Below are 15094 nucleotides of genomic sequence, written 5' to 3' on the forward strand. Positions count from 1 at the left end.
CGTCATCCTCCGGCAGTCGACCGCCGGGGGGACCAGACGCGCCGCACCTGGAGGGTCGTCCGTTGTTCAGCATCACCGTCCGCGATCACATCATGATCGCCCACAGCTTCCGCGGCGAGGTGTTCGGGCCCGCGCAGCGACTGCACGGCGCCACCTTCCTGGTGGATGCCACCTTCCGTCGCGAGCAGCTGGACGAGGACAACATCGTCGTCGACATCGGCCTGGCCACCCAGGAACTGGGCGCCGTCACCGGTGAACTGAACTACCGCAACCTCGACGACGAGCCGGAGTTCGCAGGGACCAACACCTCCACCGAGTTCCTGGCCAAGGTCATCGCCGACCGGCTCGCCGAACGCGTCCACAAGGGCGCCCTGGGCGAGGGAGCCAAGGGCCTCTCGGCCATCGCCGTCACGCTGCACGAGTCGCACATCGCCTGGGCGAGTTACGAGCGTGCCCTGTGACCGATCTGACGCTGGAGAAGGCCGGGCAGACGCCGCTCGCCCATGTGCCCGCGCAGCGCGCCGCCGTCGCCCCTGCCTCCTCCCTGTCCTCCCTCGCCTCCGCCGCCCCCTCCGCCTCCGAGAACGCCGGGATCGTCCCCATGTCCCTGCGCACCGTGCACTTCGTGATGCCGGGCGGTGTCGACGACCCGGCCATGCCGAGCGGCGGCAACGCCTACGACCGCCGGGTCTGCCTGGACCTGCCGGGCTTCGGCTGGCAGGCCGTGCGGCACCCCGTGCCCGGCAGCTGGCCCGAGCCCGCGCCGGCCGACCGTGACGCGCTCGCCCGCACCCTGGCGGACCTGCCGGACGACACCGTTGTCCTGCTGGACGGGCTGGTCGCCTGCGGCGTCCCGGAGGTCGTCGTGCCCGAGGCCGAACGGCTGCGGCTCGCCGTGCTGGTGCATCTGCCGCTCGGCGACGAGACCGGCCTGGACGCGGCCGTCGCCGCCGACCTGGACGCCCGCGAGCGGGCGGTGCTGCGGGCGGTGCCCGCGGTCGTCGCCACCAGCGACTGGGCGGTCCGCCGGCTCGTCTCCCACCACGGCCTGGCCCCCGAACGGGTGCACGTCGCCGCCCCCGGCGCCGACATCGCGCCCCTCGCACCCGGCACCGACGGCGTCACCCACCTGCTCTGCGTCGCCGCCGTCACCCCGCGCAAGGGCCAGCACCGGCTGGTGGAGGCGCTGGCAGCGGTGCGGGACCTGCCGTGGCACTGCACGTGCGTCGGTGGGCTGACCAACGACCCCGAGTACGTCGCCCACTTGCGCGACCAGATCCGGCACCACGGCCTGCAGGACCGCCTGGAGCTCGCCGGACCGCAGTCCGGGGCCGCACTCGACGCCAGCTACGCGGCGGCCGACCTGATGGTCCTCACCTCGTACGCGGAGACGTACGGCATGGCGATCACCGAGGCCCTCGCCCGCGGTGTCCCGGTGCTGGCGACCGATGTCGGCGGTGTGCCCGAGGCCGTGGGCCGCGCCCCCGACGGCGGTGTCCCCGGCATCCTCGTCCCGCCGGAGGACCCCGCCGCACTCGCCGCCGAACTGCGCGGCTGGTTCGGCGAACCCGACGTACGCCGCCGGCTGAAGGCGGCGGCCCGCAGCCGCCGCGCGGCCCTCGGCGGCTGGGCGGCCACCGCCCGCGGCCTGGCCGCGGTGCTCGGCAGGCTTCCCGAAGCACCGAGGAGGGCGGCATGAGGGACACGACGACGGTGACCGGAGGCATCCCGGCCCAGTCCGGGCCCCGCGCGGCGGAGTCCGGACGCGGAGGCGAGGAGCCCGTCGCGGACGGCGCGCCGCACGAGAGCGGCCCGTCCGGGGTGATCGCCGGTGCCGGGCCCGTGGCCGGCCCCGGTGAGCGGGCCACGGTACGGCTGCGCGACGGCGCGCAGGAGGAGGAGCCGCGGTACGCACCCGAGTGGCTGCAACTGCGGGAAGGCGCCGACGCGGGCGCCCGGGCGCAGGATCTGCTGGACCCGCTGCGCATCCGGCTGGCCAATCTGGCCGGCCGGGCGGGCGGTCTGGTCGTGCACGACCTGGGCTGCGGCACCGGCTCGATGGGCCGCTGGCTCGCACCCCGCCTGGACGGCGCCCAGCACTGGATCCTGCACGACCGCGACCCCTATCTGCTGCACTTCGCCGCCGTGGCCTCGGCGCGCACCGCCGCCGACGGCAGCCGGGTCACCGTCGAGACGCGGCGCGGCGACGTCGCCCGGCTCACCCCCGACGCGCTCACCGGCGCCTCTTTGGTGACCGCCTCGGCGCTGCTGGACGTCCTCACCCGCGAGGAGATCGAGACCCTCGCCGCCGCCTGCACGGGCGCCGGCTGCACGGCGCTGCTCACGCTGTCCGTGGCGGGCCGCGTCGAACTCAGCCCCTCCCACCCGCTGGACGCCGAGATCGCCGAGGCGTTCAACGCCCACCAGCGGCGCACCGGAATGCTCGGTCCGGACGCGGTCACGGTGGCCTGCGAGGCGTTCTCCGAGCGCGGGGCGACGGTACGGGTGGATCCGAGCCCGTGGCGGCTCGGCCCCGACGAGTCCGCGCTGACCGAGCAGTGGCTGCGCGGATGGGTCGGTGCGGCCGTCGAGCAGGAGCCGGGCCTGAGCGAGCGCGCCGAACGCTACCTGGAGGAGCGCCTGGCGGCCTGCGCGGCCGGTGAGTTGCAGGTCGTGGTCCACCACAGCGACCTGCTGGCCCTGCCGGGCCCGGTGGGAGGGGCGTCATGAGCAGCCGCACGGTGCGGGCCGGCACCGGACCGCGCACGATACGCAGGGGAGCCCGGCCGCGAGTGACACCCCTGGGCACCCCGGAGGTGCGCGAGGTGTCTCTGGGTACGGCGGAGGTGCGCGAGGTGTCTCTGGGCACGGCGGAGGTGGGCGCGGCGTCCCTCGGAAGGACCGAGGTGCGTGAGGCGTTCCTGGGCGCGGCGGAGGTCTGCGAGGCGCCCCTCGGTACGGCACATGCCCGTACGGAAGATGCCGGCCCGTGCCCTGACGGTCTCCCGCACCCGCGCACGCCCGGTGCGGCCGCACTCAACACCCCGCGCGCCCCCCGCACCTTCCTCTCCCGCCTCAACTCCCGTGCGGTGCGCACCCATGTCGGCACGGTCGTCGGTGCCGCCATCCTCGCCGCCCTGCTCTGGCGGCTGGGCACCGGAGTCCTGCTCGACGGACTGCGGCGCATCGACACGGTGACGCTGCTGGCCTCCCTGGGGATCGGCGTGGTCACCACCGTGTTCAGCGCGTGGCGCTGGCAGTTGGTCGCCCGGGGGCTGCGGCTCCGGCTGCCGTTCGGGCCCGCGCTGGCCGACTACTACCGTGCGCTGTTCCTGAACGCGGCGCTGCCCGGCGGGATCCTGGGCGATGTGCACCGGGCGGTGAGGCACGGGCAGAGCGCCGGTGACCTGCGACGCGGTGTGAAGGCGGTGGTGCTGGAGCGGGTCGCCGGGCAGATCGCGCTGACCGTGTTCGGCGCGGCGGTGCTGCTGACCCTGCCCTCGCCCGTCCGCGCCGACGTCCGCGGCTTCGCCCCGCTCGTGGCCCTGGCCGCCGTCGGTGCGCTCGCCGTCGTCGTCGCCGTCCGCATGAACCGCGCCTCCGCCCGGCGCCGGGGCGCGCTGCGCACCACCCTCGGCGAGGCGCGGCAGGGGCTGCTGTCCCGGCAGGCCGGACCGGGTGTCGCGCTGTCCTCGGCGGTCATCCTCGCCGGTCACGTCGCGATGTTCGTCGTGGCGGCCCGTGTCGCCGGATCCGGTGCCTCGGTGCCGGTGCTGCTCCCGCTCGCGGTCCTCGCCCTGGTCGCCATGGGCCTGCCGCTGAACGTCGGCGGGTTCGGCCCCCGCGAGGGCGTCACCGCCTGGGCGTTCGGCGCCGCGGGACTCGGCGCGAGCAGCGGAGTGGCCGTCGCCGTGGTGTACGGCGTGCTCAGCTTCGTGGCGAGCCTGCCCGGCGCCGTCGTCCTCGTCGCCCGCTGGTACGGCGGGCTGCGCGGCTATCCCCGTACGTCCCCGGACGCGTCGGTCGACGTGAGCAACGCGAACGTCGCGCCGAAGGATTCCACGAGGCTCGCCAGCAGTTCCTTCCCCTTTTCCGCCGACCCCAGCGAAGGACGGCCGATGACGCCGGATTCGGTATAGGCGGACATTCCCAGGGTGAGCAGATGACGACGGTCGTCAGCGGTGAAATCGGCGGACTCGTAACCAGGGCGGACGAATTCGGGATGAGCGTGCAGCAGAATGGAGGTCTCGATTTCTCCCGCATGCATGTCGGTGAGCAGCGAGGTGAGCACCCCGGCCCGCTCCCGGGCCGTCTCCCAGTCCTCCGCCGCCGGGAACAGCGCCGCCTTCTCGCCGCGCGCAAAGGCCTCCTGCACGACGTTGCCCAGCACGTAGTTGCCGCCGTGTCCGTTGACCACGACGAGCGCGTCCACGCCGGAGCGGCGCAGCGAGTCCGCGATGTCCCGGACCACCGCGTGCAGGGTCACGGCGGAGATGCTGACGGTCCCCTGCCAGGCCGCGTGCTCGTGCGAGCAGGAGACCGTCACCGGAGGGAGGAGGTGCACCGGGTACGCCTCGGCGATCTCCCGTGCCACGGCACAGGCGACGAGCGTGTCGGTCGCCAGCGGAAGGAAGGGGCCATGCTGTTCGAAGCTGCCCACGGGAAGGACGGCGACCTGTGCTGAAACGCTCGCCCCCCGCATCCGTACGTCTTCGGTAGTGTCCGCCGGCACCACGCCGTAAGCCGCCGTACGCGCGCCCGAACCACTCATCTTTTCCCGGCCTTTCGTCTCTGCTTAGGAATCAGATCATGACAGAAAACATCGGCATCCTCGGCCAGAAGTCCCAGCGGCGTTCGGGCGCCGAACGCGTCGTGAATGCCCCGCTGCCCACGGTGTACGGAAAATTCCAGGCGATCGGCTACCTGGACCACGACCGCGGTGACGAGCAAGTCGCCCTCGTCCACGGCGAGATCGGCAGCGAGAACGTTCTGGTGCGGCTGCACTCCGAGTGCCTGACCGGGGACGCGTTCGGTTCGCAGCACTGCGAGTGCGGCGACCAGCTGGCCTCGGCACTGCGCGCGGTGGTCGCCGAAGGCAGCGGCATCGTCGTCTACTTGCGCGGTCACGAGGGCCGCGGCATCGGCCTGCTCGCCAAGCTGCGCGCGATGGCCCTGCAGGCGGAGGGCCTGGACACGGTCGAGGCCAACCTGGCGCTCGGTCTGCCCGTCGACGCCCGCGACTACGGTGTCGCCGCGCAGATCCTGCACGACCTCGGGGTGCGCTCGGTGCGGCTGATGTCCAACAACCCGCGCAAGCGCGAGGCGCTCGTGCAGCACGGCATCCAGGTGGCCGAGCAGGTGCCGCTGCTGATCGAGCCGTGCGAGAGCAACATCACCTATCTGCGCACCAAGCGCGAGCGGATGGACCACATCCTGCCCCACCTGGACGCGGTCGCCCACGGCTCCTGATTGTCCCGGCGGCCGCCCGGACAGGATCACGGGATGACCGACGACGTCCTCTTCCTCTCCTCGGCGCAGGTGACCCGACTGCTCGGCACCGACGCCGCGATCGCCTCCCAGCGGGCGGCCTTCACCGCGCTCGGCACCGGCGGGGCCGACCTTCCCGGGAAGATCATGGAGCCGAGCCGCTTCGACGACAGCGTGGTCTTCGCCTACGTCTCCCGGCTGTCCGCGGACACCGGGGCGGTGGCGAAGTTCGGCAGCGTCAATCCGGCCAACGCGGCCGTCGGACTGCCCACCGTGCACGCGGTCGTCACCGCGCTCGACCCGGAGACCGGCCGGCTCGCCGCGGTCCTGGACGGCACCGCGCTGACCACCCTGCGCACCGCCGCGGGCAGCGCTGTCGCCGTGGACGCCCTGGCCCTGCCCGGCCGCACCGAACTGGCCCTGCTCGGCTCCGGCACCCAGGCCCTCGCCCACGCCCGCATGATCGCCCGGGTGCGGGAGGTGACGGCGGTTCGGCTGTGGAGCCCCGACCCGCACCGGCGCGCCGCGGCCGCAGGCACCCTCGCCGCCGGGCTCGGCGTGCCCGTCCGGGCGGCGGACAGCGCAGAGGAGGCCGTGACCGGGGCGACGGTGGTCGCCGCCTGCACGCTCAGCACGACCCCCGTGGTGCGCGGCGCCTGGCTGGCACCCGGCTGCACGGTGGTCAGCATCGGCTCCTTCGAGCCCACCCGCCGGGAGGTCGACCCCGAGGTCGTACGGCGGGCCGCGGCCGTCGTCGTCGACGACCCCGAGACGGCGGCCGGGCACGCCGGACCGGTCGTGGACGCCCTGCGCGACGGCCTGCTCACCCCGGCCGGTCTCGTCCCGCTGGGCGAGGTGCTCACCGGGCACCGTAGCGCCCGCACCGCTTGCGAGGACATCCTTTACTACAACAGCGTCGGACTCGGCATCCAGGACGCGGCGGCGGCCTGGGCCGTGATCCGCGCGGCGAGGAAGGCAGGGGTGTGAACCTTCGGGCCCGCGTGGTCGTCGTCGGCGGCGGAGTGATGGGGACGAGCATCGCCTGCCATCTCGCGCGCGCCGGAGTACGGGACGTCGTCCTGGTCGAGCGCGACGAACTCGCCGCCGGCTCCACCTCCAAGGCCGCGGGCGGGGTGCGCGCGCAGTTCTCCGACGAGCTGAACATCCGGCTGGGCGCGCGCAGCCTGGAGGCCTTCGCCCGGTTCGAGGAGGAGACCGGCCAGGACATCGGGCTGCACCGGGTCGGCTATCTGTTCCTGCTGTCCGCACCGCAGCAGGTCGCCGGCTTCGAGGCGGGGGTCCGGCTCCAGAACTCCCTCGGCGTGCCCAGCCGGCTGCTCACCCCGCGGGAGGCCCGCCGCCTCTGCCCGCTGATCAGCACCGACGGCCTGCTGGCCGCCGCCTGGTCGCCGGACGACGGCCACTGCACGCCGGAGGCGGTCGTGCACGGCTACGCGGCCACCGCCCGTGCCCACGGTGCCCGCATCCTGCGCCACACCGAGGTCACCGGGATCGAACGGCACGGCGCCGCCGTCACCGCCGTCACCACCACCCTCGGCCGCATCGCCACCGACACGGTGATCTGCGCGGCCGGCGCCTGGTCGAGAGCGGTCGGCGCGATGGCGGGCGTCGACCTTCCGGTGGAGCCGGTGCGCCGTCAGATCGCCGTCACGGAACCGGTTGCGGGTCTGCCGCCCGCGCTGCCCATGACGATCGACTTCGCCACCAGCCTGTACTTCCACGCCGAGGGCCCCGGCCTGCTGCTCGGCATGTCCGATCCGGACGAGCGGCCGGGTTTCGCCACCGACACCCACGACCGCTGGATCCCCGCGTTGTGCGAGGCGATGCAGCGGCGCGCCCCCGCCCTGCTCGACCTGCGCCGCACCGGCGGCTGGGCGGGCCTGTACGAGAACACCCCGGACCACAACGCCCTGATCGGCGAGGCGTCGTCGGTGTCCCGCTTTCTGTATGCGACCGGGTTCTCCGGGCACGGCTTCCTGCAGGGTCCGGCCGTCGGCGAGATCGTCCGCGACCTGTACCTGGGCCGCCGGCCCTTCCTGGACGTCCGCCCCCTGAGCGCCGACCGGTTCGCGGCCGGCGCGCCGCGCCCGGAGACCACCGTGGTCTGACCGGGGCGGCAGGGTTCGCGGCCGGGCCGGACGTGGTCCGGGCGCGGCGCGGGACGGGTTCGTGGCCGGGCCGGCCGAGGTCCGGGCGCGCCGAGGGACGGGGCCGTGGCCGGGCCGGACGTGGTCCGGGCAGAGCGCAGGTCGGGGCCGTGGCCGGGACGTCAGTCCACCAGCGCCTCGTGCACCAGCCGACGCAGCTCCGGGAAGACCTTCAACGTCTTCGGACGCAGCTGGGTCATGAACTGCACCGTCAGATCGTGGCTCGGGTCGACCCAGAAGGCGGTGGAGGCCACGCCGGTCCAGCCGTAGGTGCCGAGGCTCTGCGGGGCGGCGGTGCGGGCCGGGTCGACGACCACGGAGACGTTGAAGCCGAACCCCAGGCCGTCGTTGCTGCGCTCCTGGTGGGCCGGGGCACCGAAGGCGTGCCGGTCGGCACCGCCGGGCAGCTGGTTGCGGGTCATCTGCGCGACCGTGGCGGGCGACAGCAGGCGGGTGCCGTCCAGCTCGCCGCCGCGGCGCAGCATCTCCATGAACCGGTGGAAGTCGTGTGCGGTGGCGACCATGCCCCCGCTGCCGGACAGGAACCGCGGCCGGCTGTGCACGGGCAGCCCGGGCACCGGAGTGATGCCGCCGTCGTCCGTCTCGCCGTACAACTCGGCCAGCCGCTCCGTCTGTCCGGGGGCGAGATGGAACCCGGCGTCGGTCATGCCGAGCGGGCGGAAGATCCGCTCGGCGAAGAACTCGTCCAGCGGCTGCCCGGAGACCACCTCGATGACCCGGCCCAGCACATTGGAGGCGACCGAGTAGTTCCACTGCGTGCCCGGCTCGAACTGCAGCGGCAGGCTCGCGTACATCTCGACCGTCTCGGCGAGGCCGGCGCCCGGCGGCACGGAGTACTCCAGGCCATGTGCGCGATAGAGCTCGTCGACGGGGTGCTTGTAGTAGAAACCGAAGGTCAGTCCCGCCGTGTGGGTGAGCAGATGCCGGATCAGGATCGGGCCCTCGGCCGGGCGCGTACGCATCCCCGTTCCCGAACCGCTCTCGTACACACGCGGGCCGGCGAACGCGGGGACATGGCGCTCGACCGGGTCGTCCAGGGACAGCCGTCCCTCCTCGACCAGTTGCAGCACCGCGACCGCCGTGACGGGCTTGGTCATGGAGTAGATCCGCCACAGCGTGTCGGCCTCGACGGGGAGCCCGGCCGCGACGTCCCGGAGGCCGTGCGTGGTGAGGTGGGCGACCCTCCCCCCACGCGCCACGGCGATCAGACAGCCGGGCAGGCGCCCTTCGCCGACGTGGCGGGCGAAGTGCTGGTCGAGGCGCTCCAGGGCCCTCGCGTCCAAGCCGGCCTCGTCCGGGCCGACTTCCTGTCTCAGCTGTGCCATCGCTCTCCTTCGGTCGCGTCGTGCGCGGGACGCCCGGTCTGCCGGCCGGGACGACCTGACGCCTCATCGTCGCGCAGGTGCACCGGCCCGGGCCTGCTCATCGGGGCAGGGTGTGATCGACGCGACGCCGCGGCCCGGCAACGCACGGGCCGCCGGTACGGCGCACACCGCCACGGCGGCGAGTACGAGCAGCGCCGCGCGCGGTCCCGCACCCATCAGCGCGGTGCCTGCCGCCACACCGACGACCGGGCCGACGTTCAGCGCGGTCTGCTGCAGCCCGCCCGCCACCCCGGCGACCGTCACGTCCGCACGGCGTACGACGACGTGGGTGGCCGCCACCATCACCGTGCCGAACCCGGCGCCGAGCAGCGCGAAGCCGCAGCCGAGCGCGAACACGCCGGTGGCCCGGGACAGCACGAGGACGCCCAGCGCGAGTGCCGCCGTCGCCGCACCCGCCGTCCACCGGAGACCCACCCGGCGCATCAGCACCGGGCACAGCGGAGCCGAGACCACCATCAGCACCGCGAGCGGCAGGCTGCGCAGCGCACTGTGGAACGGATCCAGACCGAGCCGGCGCTGCAGGACGTACGTCTCGACGAACAGCGTGCCGAACAGCGAGGCCGACACGGCGACGAGCAGGCCGAGCGCCGCCCCGACGGCCGGCGAGCCGATCACCCCGGGCGGCAGCAGCGGCTGCGCGGCCCGCCGTTCGTGCCGCACGAAGGCCACACCGGCGAGTGCGGCACCCCCGAGCCCGGCCGCGGTGGCCGCACCGGAGCCGGGCAGCGCGACCAGCGTGTGCACGAGACAGGCCAGCGTGACCGCGAGGAGCAGGGCTCCGGGGAGGTCCAGGGACACGGACGGCGGGAGCCGGCCCGGCGAGCCGTCCGCGGTGTGCCGGTCCGCGAGGACGGCTTCCTTCGTGCGGTCCGTACCCGCCAGGGCGGCGGCCAGGCCGAAGCCGGCCGCCGGGAGCACACCGAGGAAGAACACCGCCCGCCAGCCCAGGCCCGTGACCAGCGCTCCGCCCAGCAGCGGACCCGCGGCCGCGGCCAGGCCGATCGCGCTGGTGCGCACCGCGAGCGGCATCGCCAGCCGGTCCGGCGGGAAGGCGGCCCGCAGCATGCCCAGCGTGGCGGGCTGGAGCAGCGCCCCGCACACGCCCTGCACCACCCGGAGACCGATCACCCAGCCGATGCCGGGCGCAAGGCCGATGCCCGCCGAGGCCGCGCCGAATCCCAGCATGCCGAGCGCGTACATCCGCCGGTGCCCGTACCGGTCGCCGAGCCGTCCCGCGAACACCAGCAGGCTCGCCACCGCGACGAGATACGCGGTGCTCGTCCACTGCACCTGGGCGAACGACGCGTGCAGCGCCCGTTGCAGACTGGGCTGGGCGACCGTGAGGACCGTACCGTCCAGGGCGACGAGCACGGCCCCCGCCACGCTGCTCACCAGCGTCAGCCGGCGGTTCACCGGCCCTCCCACGGGCCCAGATGGGCGGCCAGGGCCGTCTCCAGCACAGGAGCGAAGTCCTCGCTGCCGGTGGCCAGTTGGAGGCTTCCCCAGCGCCACAGCTGGGCGATTCCGTGGAGGTTGGCCCACAGGGCCCCGGCGACGCGGCCGGCGTCGGCCCCGGGGCGGATCCGGCCCACCAGATCCGCCAGGACCCCGAAGAGCGGCAGGCTGGTCCCGCGCAGCCCCAGGTGTCCGCTCTCCAGCAGGTCGTGACGGAACATCAGCTCGTACATGCCGGGGTTGCCCAGCGCGAACTCCAGGTAGGTCCGGGACAGTTCCGTCACCTGTGCGCGCGGATCGCCGCCGTTCGCGAGCGTGGTCCGCACCCGGTCGCCGAGGTCGGCGAACCCCCGCTGGGCGATGGCGGACAGCAGCTCCAGATGGGTGGGGAAGTGGCGTCGCGGCGCCCCGTGCGAGACCCCCGCACGGCGGGCGATCTCCCGCAGGGTCAGCGCCTGGACGCCCTCGGCGGCCACCAGGTCCACGCCGACGTCGATCAGACGGGCCCGCAGCCCCGTGTCGTTCTCGGTCATGGACAGTGTCTACCAGCCGCGAGTAGACACTGTCTACTGGAGGGGTGTGCGCAGGGGGAGTGCGCCGGTCGCGCGTCGGGAATGCGTGGCCCGTCCGGCCGAGTTGACCCCGATATGACTCAGGACGCCACGCAGGACGCACTGCTGAAGCTGCTCTCCGGGGAGAACGGAGGGGTGCTGGTCACCCTCAGGAAGGACGGCCGTCCCCAGCTGTCCAACGTCAACCACGCCTACTACCCGAACGAGCGGATCATCCGGGTCTCGCTCACCGACGACCGCGCCAAGACCCGCAATCTGCGCCGCGACGGCCGCGCCTCCTACCACGTGACCACCGCCGACCGGTGGGCGTACACGGTCGCCGAGGGCACGGCCGACCTGTCGCCGGTCGCCCGGGATCCGCAGGACGCCACGGTCGAGGAACTGGTCCGGCTCTACCGCGACGTGCGGGGCGAGCACCCGGACTGGGACGACTACCGGGCCGCCATGGTCCGCGACCGCCGTCTCGTGCTGAGGCTGCGGGTCGAGCGGGCGTACGGCATCCCCAGGGCCTGACATCCTCCGGGCCTGGCACCCCTCCGGGCGTGACGCCCCCCGGGGCCGGCCTACGGCGCCCCGGCGGTCCGTGCCTCGATGGCCCTGAGCACGGCCACCATGTCCTGCCCGCCGTGGCCCTGTGCCACGGTCTCCTCGAACAGGTCGTGGCACACGTCGAGCAGCGGCGAGGCCAGGTGCGCCTTGCGGGCCGCCCCGGCGATGAGCCGGTTGTTCTTGAGGACGTCCAGGGCGGCCGCCTGCACGGCGAAGTCCCGCTCGCGCAGCTTGGGCGCCTTCATCCGGGAGACCCCGCTGGCCATGGGGCCCGCGTCCAGCACGTCCAGGAACAGCCGCCGGTCCAGGCCGTGCCGCTCGGCGAAGTGGAACGCCTCGGTCAGCCCGGTCACCAGGGTGATCAGGAACAGGTTCACCGACAGCTTCATCAGCAGGCCGCCCGGGACCGCACCGCACACGAACGTCTCCCGGCACAGCGGTGCGAGCAGCGGCCGCACGGCCGTCACGGCGGCCTCCTCGCCGGCGATCATGGCCACCAGGTTCCCCTGCTCCGCCGGGACGCGGGACCCGGAGACGGGTGCCTCCACATACCTTCCGCCCGCGGCCCGTACGTCGGCCTCCAGGGCGTGGGAGTACTCCGGGGACGTCGTGCCCATGTGGACGACGGTCCGCCCGGCGACGCGTGTGCCGAGGGCAGGAGTGCCCCGGCCGAGGACGGTGTCCAGCGCCGCCTCGTCGGCGAGCATCAGCAGGATCACCTCCGCCCGCGCGAACACCTCGTCCGCGTCGGCCACGACCTCGGCGCCCGCCGCACGAAGCGGCTCGGCCCGCTCCGGGGTCCGGTTCCACACCACCAGGGGCAGGCCGGAGGCCGTGAGGCGCAGCGCCATGGGCAGGCCCATCACTCCGAGACCGATGAAACCGACGTGCACGGGGCCGCCCTCCGCTCGACGAGCCGGTTATGACCGCTGTCATAGTAGCCCCCGTTATGACGCCGGTCATAGGGTGGGGGCGAGGAACGGAGGACGGACATGGCCGAGCGGCGGTACGGACCGCGCGAGCGGATGGTCTTCAGCGCGGCCCAGCTGATCCGGCGCGACGGGGTCGGCGCGACCGGCATGCGGGACGTCGCCGCACACGCCGGGGCGCCGCGCGGATCGCTCCAGCACTACTTCCCGGGCGGCAAGGAGCAGCTGGTCAACGAGGCCGTGACATGGGCCGGCCGGTACGCGGGCCGGCGCGTCGAGCGCTTCCTCGCGGCACTCGACGAACCGGCGCCGAGCGGCCTGTTCGCGGCGATGGCGGCCCAGTGGACCCAGGAATACGAGACGGAGGGCTTCGCCGCGGGGTGCCCGGTCGCCGCCGCGACGGTGGACTGCGCCGCCACCGGCCCCGCCGCCCGCGAGGCCGCGGCCGCCGCGTTCGCGGCCTGGTGCGGCCCGGTCGCCGAGGCCCTGACCGGCATGGGGGTGTCCGCAGCCCGGGCCGCCTCCCTCGCCACCTTGATGATCAGCACCCTGGAGGGGGCCATCCTGATGGCCCGCGCCGAACGGGACGTACGTCCGCTGACGACCGTCGTGGAGGAACTCGGACCGCTGCTCGACGCCGCGGTGGTCCCCGCCCGGTGAGACGCGGTCCCCAGGTGCTTGTCCCGCCCGGCGTCCCGCACTAGCCTCCGCCCGTGATCAATGGCGCACATGTGGTGATCTACAGCCGGGACGCCGAGGCCGACCGGACCTTCCTGCGGGACGTCCTCGGCTGGGCGCACGTCGACGCGGGACACGGATGGCTGATCTTCCAGGCACCGCCCGCGGAGGTCGCCTGCCATCCCACGGACGGGGAGCCGTCGCACGAGCTGATGCTGATGTGCGACGACCTGGAGGCGACACGGCAGCAACTGGCCGAGCGGGGCGTGGAGTTCGCGGAGCCGGTCGAGGAGGCGCGCTGGGGGCGCATCACCGCGCTCCGGCTGCCCGGCGGCGGACGGCTCGGCCTGTACGAGCCGCGCCATCCACGGCCGTAGAGGAACTCAGCCCGCGGTGCCTTCGGCGGTGAGACAGGCGACCACCATGTCGCCGACCATCGTCCGGTAGTGCGCGCGCTGCGCCGCATCCAGCAGGTCGCGGCCGAACAGGGCGCCGAAGGTGTGCCGGTTGGCCACCCGGAAGAAGCAGAACGAGCTGATCATCGCGTGCACGTCGACGGCGTCGAGATCGGCCCTGAACCGGCCCTCCCGCTGCCCGGCCTCCAGGGTCCGCCGGATCACGCCCAGCGCGGGCGAGCCGACCCTGCCCAGCCTGCGCAGGGCGCCGAGGTGCTGTGCCCCGTGGACGTTCTCGATGCTCACCAGGCGGACGAAGTCGGGGTGGCGTTCGAGATGGTCGAAGACGAGCTCGGCCAGGCGCCGGATGGCCGTCACCGCGTCCAGATGCTCGACGTCCAGCTGCTGCTCGGCCTCGTGCAGCTCCCCGTACACCCGCTCCAGCACGGCCGTGAACAGCTGCTCCTTGCCGCCGAAGTAGTAGTAGATCATCCGCTTGGTGGTGCGGGTGCGGGCCGCGATCTCGTCCACCCGGGCGCCGTCGTAGCCGGCCCTGGCGAACTCCTGCGTCGCCACGTCGAGGATCTCGGCCCTGGTGCGCGCGGCGTCACGCGTGCGCGCGTCGGGTGCTGCCGGTTCGTCGACGCTGGTCATGGAGTTCCTTCGGGCAGGGGGCGGGCGATGCTCGCGCGCGTGCCGGAGATTCTAGAAGCAGGGCCCGGCGGCGCGGCCGAGGTCTTCGTCACGCCCGCGGTGCCCCCGGTCCGTCCGCCGCCCGCGAGCCGGCGGCCGGACCCGGCTGCCGAACGCCGCGGCCCGGGTCACCCACGGTGACCCGGGCCGACGGCAGGGCTGTTACGGGTGCCGGTTCCACTCCGCGATCACGGGCCGCCCGTGTTCCGTGGAGAGCCTGCTGACCGTGCCGGTCGCCAGCTGGAACAGACGGCCTTCGGCGGGCGGCAGACCCAGCCGCCGGGCGGTGAGCACCCGCAGGACGTGGGCGTGCGCGACCAGGATCACGTCGCCGCTGTCCGTGGCGAGCGCCCGCTCCACCCGGGCCAGCACCCGGTCCGCGCGCGCCCCGATCTGCTCGGGGGACTCGCCGGGACGGCCGTCGGGGCCGGGCGGCACACCGTCGGTCCACAGGTCCCAGGCGGGGCGGGTGCGATGGATGTCCACCGTGGTGACGCCCTCGTAGCCGCCGTAGTCCCACTCGTGCAGATCGGGGTCGGGCACCGTCCCGGTCAGGCCCGCCAGCTCGGCGGTGCGGATCGCGCGGCCCAGCGGACTGGTCAGCGCGAGCGCGTAGGTCCGTCCGGTGAGGAGCGGGGCCAGGGACTTGGCCTGTTCCTCACCGTGCGTGGTGAGGGGCAGGTCGGTCCGGCTGGTGTGCTGCCCGGACAGGCTCCACTCCGTCTCACCGTGCCGGACCAGCAGGAGGTCGCCCACGGCTGC

The 15094-nt window shown here is 74.0% G+C and carries 16 protein-coding genes and 1 pseudogene; 10 read left to right on the forward strand and 7 right to left on the reverse strand.

Annotated features, from left to right (window positions below; all coding sequences use genetic code 11):
* Window positions 1–62: 62 nt before the first annotated feature.
* From ACFZCP_RS16770 to ACFZCP_RS16785, 4 genes are read left to right on the forward strand one after another with little or no spacing between them, the layout of a single operon-like run.
* A complete protein-coding gene (locus ACFZCP_RS16770; RefSeq protein ID WP_362682740.1) occupies window positions 63–461 on the forward strand; it encodes a 6-carboxytetrahydropterin synthase in 399 nt (132 codons plus the stop codon).
* Window positions 458–1699, forward strand: a complete 1242-nt coding sequence (locus tag ACFZCP_RS16775) for a glycosyltransferase (protein ID WP_391427759.1) — start codon at window positions 458–460, stop codon at window positions 1697–1699. The genes ACFZCP_RS16770 and ACFZCP_RS16775 overlap by 4 nt, the downstream gene beginning before the upstream one ends.
* Window positions 1696–2730: a methyltransferase domain-containing protein gene (locus ACFZCP_RS16780; protein WP_391427760.1), complete on the forward strand. Its 1035-nt coding sequence runs from the start codon at window positions 1696–1698 to the stop codon at window positions 2728–2730. Before ACFZCP_RS16775 ends, ACFZCP_RS16780 begins: the two co-directional genes overlap by 4 nt.
* Window positions 2727–4139: a lysylphosphatidylglycerol synthase domain-containing protein gene (locus ACFZCP_RS16785; RefSeq protein WP_391427761.1), complete on the forward strand. Its 1413-nt coding sequence runs from the start codon at window positions 2727–2729 to the stop codon at window positions 4137–4139. Before ACFZCP_RS16780 ends, ACFZCP_RS16785 begins: the two co-directional genes overlap by 4 nt.
* On the opposite strand, the pseudogene ACFZCP_RS16790 reads toward ACFZCP_RS16785, so the two are convergent.
* Window positions 4112–4771: pseudogene (locus ACFZCP_RS16790) on the reverse strand (creatininase family protein); the annotation flags it as partial. The gene ACFZCP_RS16785 and the pseudogene ACFZCP_RS16790 sit on opposite strands and share 28 nt — an antisense overlap.
* A 38-nt stretch (window positions 4772–4809) precedes the next feature.
* Here ACFZCP_RS16790 and ribA point away from each other — a divergent pair.
* From ribA to ACFZCP_RS16805, 3 genes are read left to right on the forward strand one after another with little or no spacing between them, the layout of a single operon-like run.
* Window positions 4810–5469, forward strand: a complete 660-nt coding sequence (gene ribA, locus ACFZCP_RS16795; RefSeq protein ID WP_362682728.1) for a GTP cyclohydrolase II — start codon at window positions 4810–4812, stop codon at window positions 5467–5469.
* A gap of 33 nt (window positions 5470–5502) precedes the next feature.
* Complete coding sequence (locus ACFZCP_RS16800) at window positions 5503–6474, forward strand: ornithine cyclodeaminase family protein (protein ID WP_391427762.1); 972 nt, start codon at window positions 5503–5505, stop codon at window positions 6472–6474.
* Window positions 6471–7616, forward strand: a complete 1146-nt coding sequence (locus ACFZCP_RS16805; RefSeq protein WP_391427763.1) for an FAD-dependent oxidoreductase — start codon at window positions 6471–6473, stop codon at window positions 7614–7616. Before ACFZCP_RS16800 ends, ACFZCP_RS16805 begins: the two co-directional genes overlap by 4 nt.
* A 161-nt stretch (window positions 7617–7777) precedes the next feature.
* Here the strand turns inward: ACFZCP_RS16805 and ACFZCP_RS16810 are convergent, their stop codons facing one another.
* The 3 genes from ACFZCP_RS16810 to ACFZCP_RS16820 form a co-directional block, all read right to left on the reverse strand.
* Window positions 7778–9001, reverse strand: a complete 1224-nt coding sequence (locus ACFZCP_RS16810; protein ID WP_391427764.1) for a serine hydrolase — start codon at window positions 8999–9001, stop codon at window positions 7778–7780.
* A gap of 63 nt (window positions 9002–9064) precedes the next feature.
* Window positions 9065–10474 (reverse strand): MFS transporter, encoded by a 1410-nt coding sequence (locus ACFZCP_RS16815; RefSeq protein ID WP_391427765.1) that lies wholly within the window; start codon window positions 10472–10474, stop codon window positions 9065–9067.
* Window positions 10471–11049 carry a WHG domain-containing protein gene (locus ACFZCP_RS16820; protein ID WP_391427766.1) on the reverse strand — a complete coding sequence of 193 codons (579 nt, stop codon included), beginning with the start codon at window positions 11047–11049 and terminating at the stop codon, window positions 10471–10473. The genes ACFZCP_RS16815 and ACFZCP_RS16820 overlap by 4 nt, the downstream gene beginning before the upstream one ends.
* A 114-nt stretch (window positions 11050–11163) precedes the next feature.
* Between ACFZCP_RS16820 and ACFZCP_RS16825 the strand changes: the two genes are divergently transcribed.
* The gene (locus ACFZCP_RS16825) at window positions 11164–11601 is read left to right on the forward strand and encodes a TIGR03618 family F420-dependent PPOX class oxidoreductase (RefSeq protein WP_391427767.1); all 438 of its coding nucleotides are present in this window, start codon (window positions 11164–11166) and stop codon (window positions 11599–11601) included.
* A 50-nt stretch (window positions 11602–11651) separates the two neighbouring features.
* On the opposite strand, the gene ACFZCP_RS16830 is transcribed toward ACFZCP_RS16825, so the two are convergent.
* Window positions 11652–12530: an NAD(P)-binding domain-containing protein gene (locus ACFZCP_RS16830; RefSeq protein WP_391427768.1), complete on the reverse strand. Its 879-nt coding sequence runs from the start codon at window positions 12528–12530 to the stop codon at window positions 11652–11654.
* A 99-nt stretch (window positions 12531–12629) separates the two neighbouring features.
* On the opposite strand from ACFZCP_RS16830, the gene ACFZCP_RS16835 reads away from it, so the two are divergent.
* Together ACFZCP_RS16835 and ACFZCP_RS16840 are read left to right on the forward strand one after the other, a co-directional pair.
* Window positions 12630–13226 (forward strand): TetR family transcriptional regulator C-terminal domain-containing protein, encoded by a 597-nt coding sequence (locus ACFZCP_RS16835; protein ID WP_391427769.1) that lies wholly within the window; start codon window positions 12630–12632, stop codon window positions 13224–13226.
* A gap of 53 nt (window positions 13227–13279) precedes the next feature.
* On the forward strand, window positions 13280–13621 hold the full coding sequence (locus tag ACFZCP_RS16840; RefSeq protein WP_362682701.1) for a VOC family protein: 342 nt from the start codon (window positions 13280–13282) through the stop codon (window positions 13619–13621).
* A gap of 6 nt (window positions 13622–13627) precedes the next feature.
* Here ACFZCP_RS16840 and ACFZCP_RS16845 read toward each other — a convergent pair whose 3' ends face one another.
* Complete coding sequence (locus ACFZCP_RS16845; RefSeq protein ID WP_362682698.1) at window positions 13628–14293, reverse strand: TetR/AcrR family transcriptional regulator; 666 nt, start codon at window positions 14291–14293, stop codon at window positions 13628–13630.
* Between the two features lie 201 nt (window positions 14294–14494).
* Window positions 14495–15088 (reverse strand): histidine phosphatase family protein, encoded by a 594-nt coding sequence (locus ACFZCP_RS16850; protein ID WP_362682695.1) that lies wholly within the window; start codon window positions 15086–15088, stop codon window positions 14495–14497.
* Window positions 15089–15094: the final 6 nt, after the last annotated feature.

Origin of the sequence: Streptomyces sp. NPDC007971 (assembly GCF_042958635.1) — a bacterium.
Classification (GTDB): Bacteria; Actinomycetota; Actinomycetes; order Streptomycetales; family Streptomycetaceae; genus Streptomyces.

Coding starts and splice junctions, on each gene's coding strand:
- ACFZCP_RS16780 (WP_391427760.1), top strand. CDS start 1,696: ATGAGGGACACGACGACGGTGACCGGAGGCATCCCGGCCCAGTCCGGG.
- ribA (WP_362682728.1), top strand. CDS start 4,810: ATGACAGAAAACATCGGCATCCTCGGCCAGAAGTCCCAGCGGCGTTCG.
- ACFZCP_RS16845 (WP_362682698.1), bottom strand. CDS start 14,293: ATGACCAGCGTCGACGAACCGGCAGCACCCGACGCGCGCACGCGTGAC.
- ACFZCP_RS16785 (WP_391427761.1), top strand. CDS start 2,727: ATGAGCAGCCGCACGGTGCGGGCCGGCACCGGACCGCGCACGATACGC.
- ACFZCP_RS16800 (WP_391427762.1), top strand. CDS start 5,503: ATGACCGACGACGTCCTCTTCCTCTCCTCGGCGCAGGTGACCCGACTG.
- ACFZCP_RS16810 (WP_391427764.1), bottom strand. CDS start 9,001: ATGGCACAGCTGAGACAGGAAGTCGGCCCGGACGAGGCCGGCTTGGAC.
- ACFZCP_RS16820 (WP_391427766.1), bottom strand. CDS start 11,049: ATGACCGAGAACGACACGGGGCTGCGGGCCCGTCTGATCGACGTCGGC.
- ACFZCP_RS16825 (WP_391427767.1), top strand. CDS start 11,164: ATGACTCAGGACGCCACGCAGGACGCACTGCTGAAGCTGCTCTCCGGG.
- ACFZCP_RS16835 (WP_391427769.1), top strand. CDS start 12,630: ATGGCCGAGCGGCGGTACGGACCGCGCGAGCGGATGGTCTTCAGCGCG.